Raw genomic sequence first — 17,020 nt, forward strand, 5'->3', positions numbered from 1 at the left:
TCCGGTCGCCCGGTTTGCCCGCTCCCGATGCTGCCGGGCGATCGGAATCCTTGTCGTCACGACCCGGCGCACAGTAGACCTCGCATCCGGTCGGGATTGCGGAACACGAGCAGGCGGGTCACCCTGCCCTGGTCCGTCTCGACCAGTGCGGCGGCCTCGACCCGTTCCGCCGACCACAGGACGATCCCCGGCTCGCCGTTGAGCTCGACGAAGCCGAACTGGAACCCGTCCAGCTCGCCCTTGCCGATGATGCCGAGGGCGAACCGCGCCACCTTTGCGGCGCCTACGATGGGCCGGCGCGCGGCCCTGGCCTTGCCGTCGGCATCGTTCACCATGACCACCTCCGGCGCCAGCACCTCCAGCAGGGCCGCCATGTCGCCCTCGAGGCAGGCGCGCAGGAACCGCTCGGTCACCTCGCGGCGCTGCTCGGGGTCGGCGTCGAACCGCGGCCGCCGCGCCTGCACATGCTCGCGGGCCCGGTGCGCGACCTGTCGCACCGACGGCTCGCTGCGGTCGAGCACCTTCGCTATCTCCGCGTAGGGGAACCCGAACACCTCACGCAGCACGAACACCGCGCGCTCCACCGGGCTCAGGGTCTCGAGCACCACGAGCATGGCCATCGAGACCTCCTCCGTGAGCTCCACCTCGCTGGCCGCGTCCGCCCCGGTCATCAGGGGCTCGGGCAGCCACGGCCCGACGTAGGTCTCCTTCCGGGCGCGCAGCGTGCGCAGCCGGTTCAGCGCCAGCCGGGTGGCGATGCGCACCAGGAAGGCCTTCGGCTCGGCGACGTCGGCGCGGTCCGCGGCCGACCACCGCAGCCAGGTGTCCTGGACGACGTCCTCGGCGTCGGCCACGCTGCCGAGCATCTCGTAGGCGACCGTGAACAGCAGGCCGCGGTTCTGCTGGAACTGATCGGTCACGGCGCCGGCACCTCACAGCGGTTCTTGAAGCCCTGCCCGGTGATGCCGAGCGCGGAGTTGCTGCGGAGTGTAGAGGTCGGAGTCGCGCCAGCCGGCCACGCCCCGTAGCTTGGCCGGGTCCGCTTAGGCTCCATCGAGATCCGTGCCATGTGCGAGCTCCCCTTCCCGTCGTCGCGTGGTCGATCACCTAGACACGGCGCGTACCGCGGATGTGACATCGCCGCGGCGCCCATGTGGCAGAGTCACCGGCAATGAGCGCGTTCACCTATCCCGAAGTCGGCGCCACCCGCGGCGGCGAGCCGCTGCCGGCCGGCTACCACCACGTCCGAATGCGCGAGCGGATCGGCCACGGCCGGCCGGTTTTCGAGGCCGTGGCCGAAGGCGTCGTCACCTGGGACCTGCACCGCAGCATCGGCCTGCGGGTCTCCGCGACGGCGAACCGCGCGGCCGAAGGAGCCGAGGTCACCAGCAGGCTGGTCGTCGGCCCGCTGTCGCTGCTGCGCATCCCGTGCCGGGTGGTGTGGGTCCTGGACGAGCCGGACCGCGCCGGCTACGCGTACGGCACACTGCCCGGCCACCCCGAGCGCGGCGAGGAGTCCTTCGTCGTCGAGATCGACTACGACGGAGCGGTCTGGTTCACGGTGACGGCGTTCAGCCGGGCCGCGGCCTGGTACGCCCGGCTCGGCGGGCCGGTGACGCGATGGATCCAGCACCTGGCCACTCGCCGGTACATAGCCGCCGCCCGGTCCATCACGGCCACGAGGTGACCTGGACCTCGACGATCTGTTTGTTTCGGTGTAGGAATCGAGAAAGAGATCGCGCCGGCGCATCGGCGGGTTCTCGCCCCGGCGGCGGCTCGACCAGGTCGGCGAGCGGCGTGATGAGAGGGCATCGGCCACCGGACCGCTGCCGTGGCCAGTTCGCCACCGAGACCATCGACCACGCGCCTTGGCGCCCGACCAGGCGGCACGACACGGCACTCCAGCGCCGCCGACGCTCCGAACCTTCAGCGGCGCGTCCCATGCCGGTTGCGGCCCCGGCTCGCTGCGGAGGCCGGGGTCGCAACCTCAGGTCCGCTCCCGGCAGGGCATGCTCGTCCCATGCCGGACCGCGTGCTCGACATCCCGCCCGAGCGACTGCCCGGCTGGCTGGCCGGCTTCGCTCACCGGCACGGCCCCACCCACCACGAGGCCGGGCCTGACGCCGTCGTCGTCCGAGCCGCCGATGGTGCTGTCGCCAGCTGTGCCGTTCCGTTCCCGCCGCTGACCGTCGACGACGGCGCCCCGTACGGCGGCCTGTTGGTCCATGCCGCTCTGGACCGGCGGGTCGGCGTCCTGCTCGTGCGCCGCGGCGGCTACGCGGCTGGGCTCTTCGAAGGGCCCCGGCTGATCGCGTCCAAGGTCGGCTCCCGGCACGTGCAGGGACGTACCGCGGCCGGCGGGCAGTCGCAGCAGCGCTTCGCACGACGCCGCGAGAAGCAGGCCCGCGAGGCGTTCGAGGCCGCCGCCGACGTAGCCGCCCGGGTGCTCGTGCCGCACCTGGGCGAGCTCGACGCCATCGTGACCGGTGGCGACCGGGCCGCCGTCGAGGCCGTCCTTGCCGACCGCCGGCTGGCCGGCCTGCGCGAGCTCGCGGTCGGCGCATCGCTCGCCGTCCCCGACCCGAAGCTCGCGGTGCTGAAGGACACGCCCGCACGGTTCCGGGCGGTGCGGATCGCCCTTTCCGAACCCGCGCCACAGGCTGCGCCGCGACCGTGATCGGGCCAACACCGGAGAGTTCCGGCCGTGTGTGGTCGGCGTCTGTGGGTGAGGCGTAGGTTAGCCAATGACAGGCTTCGCGCCTGACGATCGCCGTCGAGAGGACATTGAGGAATGGCTGCCTATTCTCTGCCGGATCTCCCCTACGACTACGGTGCGCTCGAGCCGCACATCTCCGGCCAGATCATGGAGCTGCACCACTCCAAGCACCACCAGACGTATGTGACCGGCACGAACACCGCGCTGGAGCAGCTCGAGGAGGCCCGCTCGGCGAACAAGCTCGAGACGGTCAACCAGCTGCAGAAGAACCTGGCGTTCAACCTCGCCGGCCACGTGAACCACACGGTGTTCTGGAACAACCTCGCGCCCGAGGGCGGCGACAAGCCCGACGGTGAGCTCGGCGCAGCCGTTGACGAGTTCTTCGGGTCCTTCGACGGCTTCCGCGCCCACTACACCGCGGCGGCGCTGGGCATCCAGGGTTCGGGCTGGTCCATCCTGGCCTGGGAGTCCATCGGCCAGCGCCTGGTCATCGAGCAGCTCTACGACCACCAGGGCAACCTGGCGGCCGGCACCGTCCCGCTGCTCATGCTCGACATGTGGGAGCACGCCTTCTACCTGCAGTACAAGAACGTCAAGCCCGACTACGTGGCCGCGTTCTGGAACATCGTCAACTGGCCGGACGTCGGCACGCGCTTCGAGGCGGCCCGGTCGAAGACCTCGGGTCTGATCACGTCCTGAGCACCGCATGAGGGCGCCGGTGGCCGGCCGGCGTACCGGCGCCCTCGTACCGACGGAGGCCGCACGTGTTCAAGCCACCGCCGCAACCCGAACACAGCCGCACCGGCCTGCGAGTCGCCGTCGCCGCGCTGGTGGTCGGGTACGCGTCGGTGGTGTCGGGCTGGCTGCTCTCGATCGTGTGACCGTGCCCGCCCTCCGTTCCCACGCCCGCGTCGCCGACGCGGGCGTTCGTCATCCGCGTCGCCTGTGTCCGGCCTCACACCGATGACCGTCACGTTCGCACCCTCCCGTCCAGTCGTCTTGGTGTCGACACGTCACACCGAGAGGACCGACATGACCCAACGCCTGAACCTGCAGGCCGTGACGCCCGAGGGCTACCGGGCGGTACTCGGCCTGGAGAAGTACGTCCGGGCCAACATCGACACCACGCTGCTGCACCTGGTCAAGATGCGCGCCTCGATCATCAACGAGTGCTCGTACTGCGTCGACATGCACAGCCGTGACGCGCTGGCCGCCGGCGAGGACCGGCGGCGGATGTTCGCCGTCGCCGCCTGGCGCGACGCACCGTTCTTCGACGAGCGGGAGCGGGCCGCGCTCGAGCTGACCGACGCCGTCACCCGGCTGGAGCCCGGCGGCGTGCCCGACGACGTCTGGGACGTCGCCGCGAAGCACTTCGACGAGACCGAGCTGGGCAACCTCCTGCTCGCCATCGTCACGATCAACGCGTGGAACCGGATCACCGTACCGACCCGGCGAGAGCCACCCGTCCACACGTGACCGACGCGGCGACCGACCTCCAGCGCCATCGGCCGATGCTCCTCGGCATGGCGTACCGCATGCTGGGCTCCACCGGTGACGCCGAGGACGTCATCCAGGACGCCTACCTGCGCTGGAGATCGGTCGACCGCGACGAGGTGACCGAGCCACGCCGCTACCTGTCCCGGATGGTGGCGCGGCTCGCCCTCGACCGGCTGCGCGAGCGCCGCGACCGGGAGCGGTACGTCGGGCCGTGGCTGCCCGAGCCGGTGATCACCGCGGTGCTGCCCGCACCCGCACCGCCGAACGACCCGCAGGAGACCGCCGAGCAGCGCGACACGTTGTCGGTCGCGACCCTGTACCTGATGGAGCGGCTGAACCCGGTCGAGCGTGCGGTTTTCGTCCTGCGCAGCGCGTTCGAGCTGCCGTACGACGAGATCGCCGGCATCGTCGACCGCACGCCTGAGCACTGCCGGCAGCTGCACCGCCGGGCCGTGGCTCGGCTGGCCGACGACCGCCAGCGTTTCGAGCCCAGCCGCCGCGAGCACGCCGTCCTGCTCGAGCGGTTCCTGAGCGCCGCCCGCGACGGCGACCTCGCCAGGCTGCGCGCCCTGCTGCACGACGACGTCGTCGCATGGACCGACGGCGGCGGCAAGGCCAAGGCGGCCCGCAACCCCGTCCTGGGCGCGGACCGGGTGGCGCGCTTCTTCGCCGGCATCCACAGCCGGAACCGGCCGGCCATCGTGCTGCTGGAGCTCAACGCGTCGCCTGCCGCGCTGCTCGGCCTGAGCACCCCGCAGGCCGTCACGTTCACCGTCGTAGACGGGCGGATCAGTGGGTTGTTCGTCGTCGCCAATCCGGACAAGCTGGCCCGGCTCCCACTGCTAGCGTCGGTGACGTGATCGCACCACTTCGCCGGGCGCTCTACGCGCTGGCCACCAACCCTCAGCTGGAGTCCGCGGTCCACGCGGTCGCGCCGGTGGAGGAGCTCGCCTACCACGCCGCCCGCCGCTACGTCGCCGGCCGCACCCTCGACGAAGCGTTGACCACCGTGCGGCGGCTGGTCGACCACGGCCTCGCGGTCAGCCTCGACCTGTTCGGTGAGGGCGTCGACGACGAGGCCGCGCTCGCCGACGTGGTGGACGGGTATCGCCGGGCCGCCGCGGCGCTCGGTGACGTCGACGGAGACGTCTACCTCGAGATCGTGCCGTCGCACCTCGGACTCGACCTCGGGGCCGACATCTGCCGGCGGCACGTCGAGGAGCTGGTCGGGATGCTGCCGGCAGGTGCCCGGCTCGAGATCAGCGCCGAGGAGAGCCGGCGCACACCGCGGATCGTGGACCTCACGCTGGCGCTGGCCGCGGCCGGTGCCCCGGTGCAGGCGACGGTCCAGGCCAACCTACGCCGTAGCCCTGCCGACGTCGACCGGCTCGCGGCCAGCGGCGTGCCGATCCGGCTGGTGAAGGGCGCGTACCTGGAGCCGGCGTCCGTCGCGCACCCCTGGGGCGAGGAGACCGACCTGGTCTACGTCCGGCTGGCCCGTCAGGTGCACGCCGCCGGGTCCGGCTTGGTGCTGGCCACGCACGACCGCGTCCTGCGCGAGGCACTGCTGGAAACGCTGCCCGGCACGACCGTCGCGATGCTGCTCGGCGTGCGCGAGGACGACGCCCGCACGCTGGTCGCCCGCGGTCATCCGGTTCGCATCTACGCGCCCTACGGCGACAGCTGGTTCCGCTACCTGATGCGCCGGCTGGCCGAGGCCCAAGGCGCCTGAGCGGTCACACCGGCTGCAGCACCTGCTCGTCGAAGAGGCGGTCGGCCACGTCCTCACCGTCGGTGACGAACGCGACGAGGTAGGCGCGCAGCTCGCGGCTGAACAGCTCCACGTCGTCCGGCGCGAACCCGGCGATCGTCGCCAGTGCCGCCACGTCGGCCGACTCGGAGTCGACGACCGCCTCGACCATCCGATCCGTGTCCAGGCCGCGTGCCTTCGTCAGGCTCAGGACCGTCTCGCCTCTGGCCAGCGCGGCCGCCAGGGCCTTGGGTGTGACACCGAGCAGCTCCGCCGCCGTCGTCATCGCGTACATCGCCGTTCTCCTCCCCCGGAGTCGATCTCGCGTCGTGCTGTCGATCTTTCCCGGCGTTCCTGAGAGGAGACGAAGACGCCCCTGAGAAACCTGTGTGACTCTGGACGGCGAGGGTATGCCGGAACCGACGGCCGGGCCATGCTGGTGACGGGACACCCGAGCCGACCGATCGGAGGAGCGGCGACGATGCTCAGGAAGCCGACCCGTGACGAGAAGTCCCATCCCGTCGACGATGACCTGCTCACGCGCATCGACGCGTGGTGGCGGGCGGCCAACTACCTGTCCGTCGGGCAGATCTACCTGCTGGACAACCCGCTGCTGCGGGTGCCGCTGCGCGCGGAGCACATCAAGCCGCGGCTGCTCGGCCATTGGGGCACCTCGCCCGGCCAGAACTTCCTCTACGCGCACCTCAACCGCGCGATCGTCCAGCGCGACCTCGACATGATCTACATCGCCGGGCCCGGGCACGGCGGCCCGTCGCTGGTCTCCGCGGCCTGGCTGGACGGCACCTACGGCGAGATCTACGCGCATGTCGGCGACGACGAGTCCGGCCTGCGTGAACTGTTCCGGCAGTTCTCGTTCCCCGGCGGCGTGCCCAGCCACGTGGCACCAGAGACTCCGGGCTCGATCCACGAGGGCGGCGAGCTGGGCTACGCGCTGTCGCACGCCTATGGCGCTGCGTTCGACAACCCCGGCCTGACCGTGGCCGCCGTCATCGGCGACGGTGAGGCTGAGACCGGGCCGCTGGCCACGGCCTGGCACAGCAACAAGTTCCTCAACCCGGTCACCGACGGGACCGTCCTGCCGATCCTGCACCTCAACGGGTACAAGATCGCCAACCCGGCGGTGCTGGCCCGCATCCCGCGCGCGGAGCTCGAAGCGCTCATGGTCGGCTACGGGCACACGCCGTACTGGTTCGACGGCGGCTTCGACGAGGAGGAGCCACTCGACGTCCACCGGCGCTTCGCCACCCTGCTCGACGAGGTGCTCGACCACATCGAGGCGATCCGTGCGGAGGCCGCCGACGGTGGCCGGCCGGGTCACCGTCCGGCCTGGCCGATGATCGTCTTCCGGACGCCGAAGGGCTGGACCGGGCCGCGAGAGGTCGACGGCCAGCAGGTCGAGAACACCTACCGCTCGCACCAGGTGCCGATGAACGCCGTGCGCGGCAACGAGGAGTACACCCGGCTGCTGGAGAGCTGGATGCGTTCCTACCGGCCCGAGGAGCTGTTCGACGACGCCGGCCGGCTCCGCGCCGACCTGCGCGAGCTGTCACCGTCGGGACCCCGGCGGATGAGCGCCAACCCGCACTCGAACGGCGGCGTGCTGACCCGCGACCTGATGCTGCCTGACTTCCGCAAGCGCGCTGTCGACGTGCCCGTGCCTGGGGGCTCCGTCGCCGAGCCGGCCCGGGTGCTCGGCCAGTGGCTGGCCGACGTGGTGCGGGCCAACCCCACCAACTTCCGGGTCTTCGGCCCGGACGAGACCGCGTCGAACCGGCTCAGCGCGACCGTCGACGTCGCCGGCAAGACGTGGATGGGCGAGATCCTCGACGTCGACACCGACCTGTCGCCGAGCGGGCGCGTCATGGAGATGCTGTCGGAGCACCAGTGCCAGGGCTGGCTGGAGGGCTACCTGCTGACCGGCCGGCACGGCCTGTTCAACTGCTACGAAGCGTTCATCCACATCATCGACGCGATGTTCAACCAGCACGCCAAGTGGCTCAAGGTGTGCCGCGAGATCCCCTGGCGGGCGCCGATCCCGTCACTGAACTACCTGCTCTCGTCCCACGTGTGGCGGCAGGACCACAACGGCTTCTCGCACCAGGACCCCGGGTTCATCGACCACGTCGTCAACAAGAAGGCCGACGTCATCCGGGTGTACCTGCCGCCGGACGCGAACACTCTGCTGTCCACCTACGACCACTGTCTGCGCAGCCGCGACTACGTCAACGTCGTGGTGGCCGGCAAACAACCCGGGCCGCAGTGGCTGACCATGGACGAGGCCATCGCGCACTGCACCCGCGGCATCGGCATCTGGGGATGGGCCAGCACCGACGACGGCTCCGGCGACCCTGACGTCGTGCTTGCCTGCGCCGGTGACGTGCCCACGCTCGAAACCCTGGCCGCCGTCGACCTGCTCCGCTCGGAGCTGCCCGACCTGCGCGTCCGCGTCATCAACGTCGTCGACCTGATGCGGCTGCAGGACGAGCGCGAACACCCGCACGGGCTGCCCGAACGCGAGTTCGACGCGCTGTTCACCACCGACAAGCCGGTCGTGTTCGCCTACCACGGCTACCCGTGGCTGATCCATCGGCTGACGTACCGCCACACCAACCACGACAACATCCACGTCCGCGGCTACAAGGAGGAAGGCACCACCACGACGCCGTTCGACATGGTGATGCTCAACGACCTGGACCGCTACCACCTGGTCATGGACGTGATCGACCGCGTGCCGGGACTCGGCTCGCGGCAGGCGGCGCTGCGGCAGCGGATGGCCGACGCGCGGCTGCGCGCCCGCCAGCACACCCGCGAGCACGGCACCGACATCCCCGAGGTGGCCGACTGGGCCTGGCCCGCCGCCCGCGAGCTGGGCCTGCCGGGCAGTAGCGGCGACGACACTGCCGCCGACTTCGAGGCGGCCGGCCCCGTGAAGGGCGACCGCACCTCCGGCTGACCTATCCGGACGCCATCACCAGGATCACCCGTGCATCACCAGGCATACACCCATGGTGCGACACGAGATTTCGTGCTGAACGTGATCATTCGGAGAGGGGGGCGCGGAGGACGGTGAAGGTGCGGGTGATGGTGAAGCCGGCGTCGAGGTAGAGGCGGCCGGCGGGGGTCTCGGGGCCGGTCCACAGGAACCACGCACTGTGCGCGCCCTCGGCCCGCATCCGGGCCAGCGTGACGTGCAACAGCACCTTGCCCAGCCCGAGGCCGCGTCGCACGGGCGCAACCCCGAACGGGCCGAAGCGCTCGGGCAGGCCGCGGTACGCGCCGTAGGTGGCGAAGCCGACCATGACGCCATCGGGGTCGCGGCAGACGACGACCCGGCCCGGCCGGCCGTACCGGAGCACCGACTGGCGGATCGCCTCGCCCCAGTCCGGCGCGAGCTGTTCGGCGGCGAAGGCCATCACGTCGGGCAGGTCGTCGAGGCGGGCCGGGCCGACGGTGAAGCCCTCGGTCTGCCGCGCCGCCAGCAGCTGCGCCACCGGCTCCGGCATCGTGTACGTCGCCAGGCCGAGGTCCATCGCGACGGGCCGGTACAGCGTCTGGAACCCGAGCCGCTCGAGCAGCCGAAGCCCGTCGGGGTACCGCTCGGCGTCGAGCCCAGGCAGGAAGTACGCCGGTGGGTACGCCGACCAGTTCGCCCAGTGGGCCCCGCCGTCGCGCAGGAACGCCAGCGCCCGCTCGACCAGCTTCGTGCCGATGCCGCGCCGGCGGGCCGCCGGGTGCACGGTCCCGATGGTCAGCCAGCCGCCGTCGGGGTCGACCGGGATCGATCCGGCGCCGCGCCAACCGCTGACCGCGTGCACGAAACCGACCGGCTCGCCGCCGTCCACGGCGACGATCAGCCCGTCCGGGTCGAAGTTCGGGTCCAGGAGGACGTTCTCGGCGAACCAGTCGCGAGTGACGGGGTCGGCGGGCTGCCCGGCCTCGACCAGGGCCACCAGCGCGTCCAGGTCGCCGGGACGGAAGCCGCGCAGCCGGGTCACCCGAGCACCTCCACGCGCGAGCCGTCGCCGCTGGACAGCGCCACCGCCCGGTCGGTGCGGGCGAGGCAGCCGCGCATGGTCAGCTGCGCGGTGTAGTAGTCGATGTACCGGAACCCGTAGGTCTCGCCCCGCGCGAACGCCTGCCCCTCGATGGCTGCCCGCCACCGCTGGAACGCCGGCTCCGAGACCGCGACGTAGGTGTCGGCGGCGAACCCACGATCGTCCTCCCAGTTCTCGGCGTAGAGCAGCCGGCCGACTGCGTGCTGGTCGCCATCGGAGGGAGCCCACCCTGGCAGCCCGGCCAGGAAGCGGGCCCGTTCGGCGACGGTGGAGGCGTTCTCGTGGTCGGTGTGGATGCTGTGCTTCCAGTGCGCGATGAGCCAGTCCGGTTCAGCGGCGCGGATCAGTCGCGCCAGCCGAGCCGCGACGTCGTCGGTCGGCGTCAGAAAGCCGTCGGAGAGGTCGTCGAAGACGTGGAACTCCGCGCCGATAGCCGCCGCGAACGCCTGCCCTTCCGCGATCTTCCGCGCCCTGTACTCGTCGACACCCAGCCGGGGGTGGCCGCGTTCGCCGGGCGTCAGCGCCACCAGGACGGCCCGGCCCCCGTCCTGGACGACCTGCGCCAGCAGCGGCCCGGCCGCCAGATCCATGTCACCGATGTGTCCGCCGACGGCCATGACCGTGCGCGCTGCCACGTGTGCTCCTCCTCCAGCCGCTGCCCATTTATCGGAACCGCCATCTTCTCCGGTCAGTTCCTCGTATAACGAACAGGCCCGTCCTTGACCGCAGGAGGTATCTGCTGATGTCCCCCAAGACCCGCCGCCGTCTGCTCATCGCTGTGGGCGGTCTGGTAGCGCTGGTCGTGCTCGTCGTCGGCGGGACGTACCTCTACATCAACGTCATCAACGACGACGCGCCCGCGCCGCTGGCGTTGGAGACGACCCCGCCGGACTCCACGTCGCGGCCGGTGGAGACGGCGGAGCTCGACGGCACCTGGTCGATCGCGGACGGGTCCGAGGCGGGCTACCGGGTGGACGAGGTCCTCAACGGCCAGGACAACACCGTCGTCGGCCGCACCAGCGAGGTGACCGGCGAGGTCACCGTCGCCGGCGGTGACGCCACCGCCGCCGAGGTGACGGTGGACATGGCCAGCATCACCACCGACAGCGGCAGCCGCGACGGTCAGTTCCGCGGCCCGATCATGCAGACCGACGACTTCCCGACCTCGACGTTCACGCTGACCGAGCCGGTCCCGCTCGACGAGCTCGACGGCAGCGGGCCGGTCAGCATAACGGCCACCGGCGACCTGACGGTTCGCGACGTCACCCAGCCCATCGAGATCCAGCTCGACCTCCAGCTGGTCGGCGAGGAGGTCCAGGTGGCCGGCTCCGCGCAGATCACGTTCGCCGACTTCGAGGTGGACCCGCCGAACCTCGGCTTCGTCCGGGTCGAGGACGAAGGCACGGTCGAGTTCCTGCTGACCCTCAGCCGGGGCTGACGGGGCCACCTCGCGGTCTCAACGCGGCGGCGCCGGCGGCTCGTCGTCGCGTGCCGGTCCCGCCTCGCCGTCGGCCGGCGGTTCGGTGTCGGCCGGTCGCTGCGCAGGCGGCGGAGGTGGGACGACGCCAGCCGTCGTGGCCGCCGGCGTGGCGGCGGCTTCACCGGACGGGGCCTGGTTGCGGTTGCGAGACAGGAAGAACAGCAGGGCGATCAACCCGACCACGACGACGATGACGAGAATCCACAGCCACAACGGCAGGCCGTCGCCGCCACCGCCGCCGGAGTCCGCGGACCGGGCGTTGATCTCGAGGTTCTCGCCGGGCACCGGGGTCCAGCTGACCGTGGTGCCGTCGAGTTCGCCGTTGTGGTCCAGTACCTCGCCCGGGAACGTGATGCTGACGTTCATCTCGAAGGAGTCCATCAACCCCTCGAGGTCGCCGAACTGCTCGGCCTCGGGGCCGAGCTGGTCCTGCAGACCCTCGAGGTCGCCGCTGGTCATCGAGCCGGGGTCGAGCTGGGACATGTCGAGGTTGCCGGAGACGATGATCTCCTCGCCCTCGTGGGTGATGCCCAAACCGCTCTCGGACTCGTCGAACTCCGAGAGCGCGACGTCGTCGAAGGTGTACTGCTGGCCGACGAAGTCGTCGTCCTCGTACTCCTCGGCCTCGGCACCCTCGGGCAGCCCTTCGGTACCGAAGCTCTCGAACAGGGCATCAGGGTCCTCGCCGACCGATTCGGCCATGGCGGCGGCGTCGCGGCTGAGCGCCAGCACCATCGTGCCGTCGACGGTGTCGTCGGAACTCACGTCGAGCTCTATGTCCATCTTCATGCAGCCGGTCAGCGCCATCGCCGCGACGGCCGCCACCAGCGCACGCACAGAAGTCGCACGTCTCATGGGCGCAGCCTGGCACAAGGTCCGCGGTTTGGGCACCTCATCGACACCTCCAATCCCCGGTTACGGTGATCGGATGCGGATCGTGTCGCTGTTGCCGTCGACGACGGAGATCGTCTTCACGCTCGGCGCCGGGGACGACGTCGTCGGGGTGACGTTCGAGTGCGACTTCCCCGAGGAGGCTCGGACCCGCCGGATCGTGTCCACCAGCGCGCTGCCGGAGGGCCTGCCACCGGCCGAGATCGACCGGGTCGTCGCCGCCCGGATGGCCGCCGGCGAGGATCTCTACCACCTCGACGAGGGCGCGCTGGCCGGCCTGGACGCGGACCTCGTGCTCACCCAGGACCTCTGCGCGGTCTGCGCCGTCGACGTCGCCGACGTGCGTGCCGCGCTGGACCATCTGGCCTGCACGGCGGACGTGCTCACCGTCGATCCCGCCGACCTCGCGGAGGTGATCGAGTCGATCCGCACGATCGGCGTCGCGACGGGCACCAGCCACCGGGCCGCCGAACTGGTGGACGCGCTCACCACCCGGCTGGCGGCGGTGCGTTCGGCCACCGCGGACCGCCGCCCCGTGCCGACGCTGGTGCTGGAGTGGACCGATCCGCCGTTCGCGCCGGGGCACTGGGTGCCGGACATGGTCACCGCCGCGGGCGGGATCAACGTGCTGGGCCGCTCGGGCGAGAAGTCGTACCGCGTCGGCTGGCCTGAGGTGACGGCGGCAGGCGCGGAGGTGGTGGTCTGCGCGCCGTGCGGCTTCGGTCTAGACGAGTCGGCGCGCCTGGCGGCGGCGCTGATGGAACGTGACGTGCTGCCGGCCGGCACGCCGGTGTGGGCGGTGGACGCGAACGCCTCGTTCGCGCGACCCGGCCCTCGGCTCGTCGACGGGGTGGAGGCGCTGGCCGCGGTCCTGCACCCCGAGGCCGTGGGCGACCCGGACCCGCGGCTGGCGCGGCGGGTGCGGTGACCCCTGACGATCACGGCACCCGGTCGGCCAGGATCTCCAGCGCCCGGTCGGCGTGCCGCTCCATGTCGAGCTCACTGCGGACGACCTCGATGACCCGGGAGTCGGTGCCGATGACGAACGTGTGCCGCTTGACGGGGATCGGCCCAAGGCGGCGCCGGACGCCGAACTGGGACGCAACCGTGCGCTCGGGGTCGCTCAGCAGCGGGAAGCCGAAGCCGTGGCGGCCGGCGAACTCCTGCTGCCGCTCCACGGCATCGGCGCTGATGCCGACCGGCTGGGCGCCCACCTCGGCGAACTGCGCGGACAGGTCGCGGAAGTGACAGACCTCTGCCGTGCAGCCCTTGGTCATCGCTCCCGGGTAGAAGAACAGGACCACCGGACCGGCCGACAGCAGCTCGCTCAGGCGCCGTGGTGTGCCGTCCTGGTCCGGGAGCTCGAAGTCCTCGACGAGATCACCAGCATCCATCGCTTCATCCTCGCATCCGGCCGGCCGCGAGCCGTTCGTGGATGTCGACGACGTCGCGGCGGTCACCGCGGCAGGTGCGCCTCGATGGCCTCGACGATCTGTGCGGACTCCGGCTCGGTGCGCGGACGGAACCGGGCAACGACCGTCCCCTCGGCGTCGACCAGGAACTTCTCGAAGTTCCACTGGACGTCGCCCGCCTTGCCGTCGGCGTCGGACACCGCGGTCAGCTCCGTGTACAAAGGCTGCTGGTCCGCGCCGTTGACGTCGGCCTTCGCGAACAACGGGAACGTCACGCCGTACGTCGTCGAACAGAACGTCTTGATCTCGTCGGCGGTGCCCGGCTCCTGGCCGCCGAACTGGTTGGACGGGAAGCCCAGGACGGTGAAGCCGCGGTCGGCGTAGCGCTCATGCAGCCGCTCGAGCCCTTCGTACTGCGGCGTCAACCCGCACCGGGAGGCGACGTTGACCAGGAGCAGCACCGTGCCCTTGTAGTCGGCCAGCGCGGCCGGCGCTCCGTCGATGGTCTGAAGGGGAATGTCGTACAGGCTGGTCATCGCGCTCCTCTGGACGGGCTGGCCGGTGCATTCGCTCGATGCAACCAGCGGGGTGCCCGGGTTCTTCCGGTCCCGCCGACACGGCATACTCGGGCGGGTGGAGATCCGAGACGCACGCCCGGAGGACTGGCCGTCCATCTGGCCGTTCCTGCGCCAGATCCTCGCGGCCGGCGAGACGTACTCACTCCCGCGCCATCCCACCGAGGAGTGGGCCCGCGCGATGTGGATGCTCGAGCCGCCGGGACGGACGGTGGTCGCCGTCGACGACGCCGGGACGGTGCTCGGCTCGGCCAAGTTCGGCCCGAACCACCTGGGTCCGGCGGGTCACGTCTCCACCGCCAGCTTCATGGTGGCGCCCGACCACGCCCGCCGCGGCGTCGGCCGCGCGCTCGGCGAGCACGTGCTCGACCGGGCGCGCACCGAGGGATATCGCACCATGCAGTTCAACGCCGTCGTCGAAACGAACGACCGCGCCGTCGCTCTCTGGCGCTCGCTCGGCTTCGAGGTCATGACCACGTTGCCGGAGGCGTTCGACCATCCGACGCACGGCTACGTCGGCCTGCACATCATGTATCGGCGGCTATAGCGCGGCTACCAGTAGTGACGACGGCCGGCGAGCGGGCGGCCGACGGCGCCGAGGACGTAGAGCACCACGCCGACGATCAGGAGGATGATGCCGATCGTCGTCAGGATGCTCAGGCTGGTGAACAGTCCGATGAGTAAGAGAACGACACCGAGGATGATCATGGGGGGCTCCGTTCCTCCGAGTGAATGGGACGTGCAGCGCATTCGTCCCATACCCGGTGGAATGACCTTCATTCTCGGCTGATCATGACCTCGTCCCGCTCAGGTCGCGGCGGCGCAGGTCGCTCAGCCACGCCTGGACCCGTTCGACATCGGGCTCGGCCGGCAGGAACGTCGTGGCCGCCGCCGCCTCCAGGCGCTGCTGCACCTCCATGCGCCACGACTCCACCTGGTCCCAGGGCAGTTGACCGGCGCGCACCTGGGTCAGCCGCTCCTCGTGACCGGCGACAGCTCCGACTGCGTCACCGGTGCGCAGCAGCGCGATCCCGGCCAGCAGCACGCGCACGAGGTCGGCCGCCAGCGCCCACCGGTGCTGGCTGCGATGCCGCTCGCTGGTCTCGAGCTGCTCGCCGAGCTCCAGCTGGTCGCCCTGCTCCAGCTCCTTGAACTGCTCCAGGACGGACGTGGCGTACCGCGGGGCGATCGACTGGGACAGGAACGCGAGGCGAAGGTCCCGGAGCTCCCGTCCGGCGTCGCTGACCCAGATGGTGCGCGGCGACCAGAGCAGCTCGTGGCAGGTGGGGTCGCCTTCGAGTGCGAGCCGGCAGAACGCCTCGACCTCCCACGACAGCCAGCCAGCACCCGGGCCGCTCACCTGCTCCGCCGGAGGGCTCAGCGACCACAACGTGTCGGTGGGCGCCTGGAAGACGCCGCGGACGGCCGCGGGCCGGTTGCCGTCGGCCGGGATCACGTCGGACCGGTGACCGACCTCCGCCGCCAGGATCGTGCGCTCGACGACCAGACGCTCCGGTGACGGGGTCGGCGCCGGCGCGGGTGGCGGGCTCGACCCGTGCCCGACCGTCATCAGCCGCTCGCCGGGTGCGTCGACCAGCCGCCCGTTGACCAGCGCGACGGTGTAGGCGCCGCCGGTGTCGTGGACGATGCGACCGGCGATGCCGCGGCCGGTGCCGGCACCCGCCGCGTCGGCCGCCTCGCCGGTGACCACCACGTGTGTGCCAAGCGGAACCCGGGGCGGTTCGTTCATCGCGGCACCAGCCCCGGCTCGGCGTGGAGCGACGACGATGTCCCGCACAGTCCAGACATGAGCATCATTGTCTCGCGCCGCCCGCGGCGGCGACCCGGGATTCACGCGCTTTCACCCGAATGGAGCAGACCGACCACGCCGGTAGGTTGAGTTTCATGAGCCAGGACCAGTGGAACGCCGTCGACCGTTACCTCATCGAGCACCTGTTGCCAGCCGACCCGCAGCTCGACGCGGCGTTGCTGGCCAGCGACACCGCCGGGCTGCCGGCCATCAACGTCGCTCCCAACCAGGGCAAGCTGCTGCACCTGCTGGCCCGCGTCGCCGGTGCGCGGCGCATCCTCGAGATCGGCACGCTCGGCGGCTACAGCACCATTTGGCTGGGCCGGGCGCTGCCCGACGACGGCCGCCTGATCACGCTGGAGGCCGATCCCGCGCACGCCGCCGTCGCCACCGACAACCTCGCCAGGGCCGGCCTGGCGGACCGGGTCGACGTGCGGGTCGGCAAGGCCCTGGAGACACTGCCGTTGCTGGAGGCCGAGAACGCGGGCCCGTTCGACCTGGTCTTCATCGATGCCGACAAGCCCAGCAACCTCGAGTACTTCTCCTGGGCGCTGCGGTTGTCGCGGCGCGGCAGCGTGATCGTCGTCGACAACGTCGTGCGCCGCGGCGCGATCATCGACGCCACGACCGGCGACCCGTCGGTCGACGGCACTCGCCGGCTGTTCGAGCACGTGTCCGCCGAGCCGCGGGTGACGGCGACGGCGGTGCAGACCGTCGGCGGCAAGGGCCACGACGGCTTCCTGCTCGCCCTCGTCACCGCGGACGTCTGACTCAGTGCCACGCCGTGGAGCTCCACATCCGCGACCGATGCGG

The 17,020-nt window shown here is 71.2% G+C and carries 20 protein-coding genes; 11 read left to right on the top strand and 9 right to left on the bottom strand.

Features of this window, described 5'->3' with window-relative positions; all coding sequences use genetic code 11:
• Positions 1–56: 56 nt before the first annotated feature.
• The gene (locus E1269_RS12515) at positions 57–920 is read right to left on the bottom strand and encodes an RNA polymerase sigma-70 factor (protein ID WP_131894909.1); all 864 of its coding nucleotides are present in this window, start codon (positions 918–920) and stop codon (positions 57–59) included.
• 251 nt (positions 921–1,171) lie between these two features.
• Here E1269_RS12515 and E1269_RS12520 point away from each other — a divergent pair, with 251 nt between their 5' ends.
• The 6 genes from E1269_RS12520 to E1269_RS12545 all read left to right on the top strand — a co-directional run bounded on the left by E1269_RS12520 (position 1,172) and on the right by E1269_RS12545 (position 5,945).
• Entirely contained in the window at positions 1,172–1,687 is a 516-nt protein-coding gene (locus E1269_RS12520; protein ID WP_131894911.1) for a DUF1990 family protein, read from the top strand.
• 333 nt (positions 1,688–2,020) lie between these two features.
• Entirely contained in the window at positions 2,021–2,677 is a 657-nt protein-coding gene (locus E1269_RS12525) for an acVLRF1 family peptidyl-tRNA hydrolase (protein ID WP_131894913.1), read from the top strand.
• 114 nt (positions 2,678–2,791) lie between these two features.
• The gene (locus E1269_RS12530; RefSeq protein WP_131894915.1) at positions 2,792–3,415 is read left to right on the top strand and encodes a superoxide dismutase; all 624 of its coding nucleotides are present in this window, start codon (positions 2,792–2,794) and stop codon (positions 3,413–3,415) included.
• A 333-nt stretch (positions 3,416–3,748) separates the two neighbouring features.
• Entirely contained in the window at positions 3,749–4,192 is a 444-nt protein-coding gene (locus tag E1269_RS12535; protein ID WP_131894917.1) for a carboxymuconolactone decarboxylase family protein, read from the top strand.
• A complete protein-coding gene (gene sigJ / locus E1269_RS12540) occupies positions 4,189–5,073 on the top strand; it encodes an RNA polymerase sigma factor SigJ (RefSeq protein WP_203433436.1) in 885 nt (294 codons plus the stop codon). The genes E1269_RS12535 and sigJ overlap by 4 nt, the downstream gene beginning before the upstream one ends.
• A complete protein-coding gene (locus E1269_RS12545) occupies positions 5,070–5,945 on the top strand; it encodes a proline dehydrogenase family protein (RefSeq protein WP_203433438.1) in 876 nt (291 codons plus the stop codon). The genes sigJ and E1269_RS12545 overlap by 4 nt, the downstream gene beginning before the upstream one ends.
• 4 nt (positions 5,946–5,949) lie before the next feature.
• On the opposite strand, the gene E1269_RS12550 is transcribed toward E1269_RS12545, so the two are convergent.
• Positions 5,950–6,258, bottom strand: a complete 309-nt coding sequence (locus tag E1269_RS12550) for a hypothetical protein (RefSeq protein WP_131894919.1) — start codon at positions 6,256–6,258, stop codon at positions 5,950–5,952.
• A gap of 186 nt (positions 6,259–6,444) precedes the next feature.
• Here E1269_RS12550 and E1269_RS12555 point away from each other — a divergent pair, with 186 nt between their 5' ends.
• On the top strand, positions 6,445–8,937 hold the full coding sequence (locus E1269_RS12555; RefSeq protein ID WP_131894921.1) for a phosphoketolase family protein: 2,493 nt from the start codon (positions 6,445–6,447) through the stop codon (positions 8,935–8,937).
• An 85-nt stretch (positions 8,938–9,022) separates the two neighbouring features.
• Here the strand turns inward: E1269_RS12555 and E1269_RS12560 are convergent, their stop codons facing one another.
• Positions 9,023–9,979 carry a GNAT family N-acetyltransferase gene (locus tag E1269_RS12560; protein ID WP_203433440.1) on the bottom strand — a complete coding sequence of 319 codons (957 nt, stop codon included), beginning with the start codon at positions 9,977–9,979 and terminating at the stop codon, positions 9,023–9,025.
• Positions 9,976–10,674, bottom strand: a complete 699-nt coding sequence (locus E1269_RS12565; RefSeq protein ID WP_131894923.1) for a PIG-L deacetylase family protein — start codon at positions 10,672–10,674, stop codon at positions 9,976–9,978. The genes E1269_RS12560 and E1269_RS12565 overlap by 4 nt, the downstream gene beginning before the upstream one ends.
• Before the next feature lie 107 nt (positions 10,675–10,781).
• On the opposite strand from E1269_RS12565, the gene E1269_RS12570 reads away from it, so the two are divergent.
• Positions 10,782–11,477, top strand: a complete 696-nt coding sequence (locus E1269_RS12570; protein ID WP_131894925.1) for a YceI family protein — start codon at positions 10,782–10,784, stop codon at positions 11,475–11,477.
• A gap of 18 nt (positions 11,478–11,495) precedes the next feature.
• On the opposite strand, the gene E1269_RS12575 is transcribed toward E1269_RS12570, so the two are convergent.
• Positions 11,496–12,374 carry an LppM family (lipo)protein gene (locus E1269_RS12575; RefSeq protein WP_131894927.1) on the bottom strand — a complete coding sequence of 293 codons (879 nt, stop codon included), beginning with the start codon at positions 12,372–12,374 and terminating at the stop codon, positions 11,496–11,498.
• Between the two features lie 73 nt (positions 12,375–12,447).
• Between E1269_RS12575 and E1269_RS12580 the strand changes: the two genes are divergently transcribed.
• Positions 12,448–13,338 (top strand): ABC transporter substrate-binding protein, encoded by an 891-nt coding sequence (locus E1269_RS12580; protein ID WP_131894929.1) that lies wholly within the window; start codon positions 12,448–12,450, stop codon positions 13,336–13,338.
• Between the two features lie 10 nt (positions 13,339–13,348).
• Here E1269_RS12580 and E1269_RS12585 read toward each other — a convergent pair whose 3' ends face one another.
• Together E1269_RS12585 and E1269_RS12590 are read right to left on the bottom strand one after the other, a co-directional pair.
• Positions 13,349–13,804, bottom strand: a complete 456-nt coding sequence (locus E1269_RS12585; RefSeq protein WP_131894931.1) for a peroxiredoxin — start codon at positions 13,802–13,804, stop codon at positions 13,349–13,351.
• Positions 13,805–13,866: 62 nt separating this feature from the next.
• The gene (locus E1269_RS12590; RefSeq protein WP_131894933.1) at positions 13,867–14,358 is read right to left on the bottom strand and encodes a glutathione peroxidase; all 492 of its coding nucleotides are present in this window, start codon (positions 14,356–14,358) and stop codon (positions 13,867–13,869) included.
• A gap of 97 nt (positions 14,359–14,455) precedes the next feature.
• Here E1269_RS12590 and E1269_RS12595 point away from each other — a divergent pair, with 97 nt between their 5' ends.
• On the top strand, positions 14,456–14,944 hold the full coding sequence (locus tag E1269_RS12595) for a GNAT family N-acetyltransferase (protein ID WP_203433442.1): 489 nt from the start codon (positions 14,456–14,458) through the stop codon (positions 14,942–14,944).
• Between the two features lie 5 nt (positions 14,945–14,949).
• Here the strand turns inward: E1269_RS12595 and E1269_RS32850 are convergent, their stop codons facing one another.
• Entirely contained in the window at positions 14,950–15,105 is a 156-nt protein-coding gene (locus E1269_RS32850; RefSeq protein WP_203433444.1) for a DUF6131 family protein, read from the bottom strand.
• An 82-nt stretch (positions 15,106–15,187) separates the two neighbouring features.
• Positions 15,188–16,147 carry a DNA polymerase beta superfamily protein gene (locus E1269_RS12600; protein WP_131894937.1) on the bottom strand — a complete coding sequence of 320 codons (960 nt, stop codon included), beginning with the start codon at positions 16,145–16,147 and terminating at the stop codon, positions 15,188–15,190.
• 155 nt (positions 16,148–16,302) lie between these two features.
• Between E1269_RS12600 and E1269_RS12605 the strand changes: the two genes are divergently transcribed.
• On the top strand, positions 16,303–16,977 hold the full coding sequence (locus tag E1269_RS12605) for an O-methyltransferase (protein WP_131894939.1): 675 nt from the start codon (positions 16,303–16,305) through the stop codon (positions 16,975–16,977).
• Positions 16,978–17,020: the final 43 nt, after the last annotated feature.

Origin of the sequence: Jiangella asiatica, from assembly GCF_004349065.1 — a bacterium.
In the GTDB taxonomy this organism is placed as follows: Bacteria; Actinomycetota; Actinomycetes; order Jiangellales; family Jiangellaceae; genus Jiangella; species Jiangella asiatica.

What these genes read in the sequence shown, in the direction of transcription:
- E1269_RS12550 (WP_131894919.1), bottom strand. Translation starts at nt 6,258, where the DNA reads ATGTACGCGATGACGACGGCGGCGGAGCTGCTCGGTGTCACACCCAAG.
- E1269_RS12520 (WP_131894911.1), top strand. Translation starts at nt 1,172, where the DNA reads ATGAGCGCGTTCACCTATCCCGAAGTCGGCGCCACCCGCGGCGGCGAG.
- E1269_RS12555 (WP_131894921.1), top strand. Translation starts at nt 6,445, where the DNA reads ATGCTCAGGAAGCCGACCCGTGACGAGAAGTCCCATCCCGTCGACGAT.
- E1269_RS12530 (WP_131894915.1), top strand. Translation starts at nt 2,792, where the DNA reads ATGGCTGCCTATTCTCTGCCGGATCTCCCCTACGACTACGGTGCGCTC.
- E1269_RS12585 (WP_131894931.1), bottom strand. Translation starts at nt 13,804, where the DNA reads ATGGATGCTGGTGATCTCGTCGAGGACTTCGAGCTCCCGGACCAGGAC.
- E1269_RS32850 (WP_203433444.1), bottom strand. Translation starts at nt 15,105, where the DNA reads ATGATCATCCTCGGTGTCGTTCTCTTACTCATCGGACTGTTCACCAGC.
- E1269_RS12535 (WP_131894917.1), top strand. Translation starts at nt 3,749, where the DNA reads ATGACCCAACGCCTGAACCTGCAGGCCGTGACGCCCGAGGGCTACCGG.
- E1269_RS12570 (WP_131894925.1), top strand. Translation starts at nt 10,782, where the DNA reads ATGTCCCCCAAGACCCGCCGCCGTCTGCTCATCGCTGTGGGCGGTCTG.
- E1269_RS12580 (WP_131894929.1), top strand. Translation starts at nt 12,448, where the DNA reads ATGCGGATCGTGTCGCTGTTGCCGTCGACGACGGAGATCGTCTTCACG.
- E1269_RS12525 (WP_131894913.1), top strand. Translation starts at nt 2,021, where the DNA reads ATGCCGGACCGCGTGCTCGACATCCCGCCCGAGCGACTGCCCGGCTGG.
- E1269_RS12575 (WP_131894927.1), bottom strand. Translation starts at nt 12,374, where the DNA reads ATGAGACGTGCGACTTCTGTGCGTGCGCTGGTGGCGGCCGTCGCGGCG.
- E1269_RS12605 (WP_131894939.1), top strand. Translation starts at nt 16,303, where the DNA reads ATGAGCCAGGACCAGTGGAACGCCGTCGACCGTTACCTCATCGAGCAC.
- E1269_RS12590 (WP_131894933.1), bottom strand. Translation starts at nt 14,358, where the DNA reads ATGACCAGCCTGTACGACATTCCCCTTCAGACCATCGACGGAGCGCCG.
- E1269_RS12600 (WP_131894937.1), bottom strand. Translation starts at nt 16,147, where the DNA reads ATGAACGAACCGCCCCGGGTTCCGCTTGGCACACACGTGGTGGTCACC.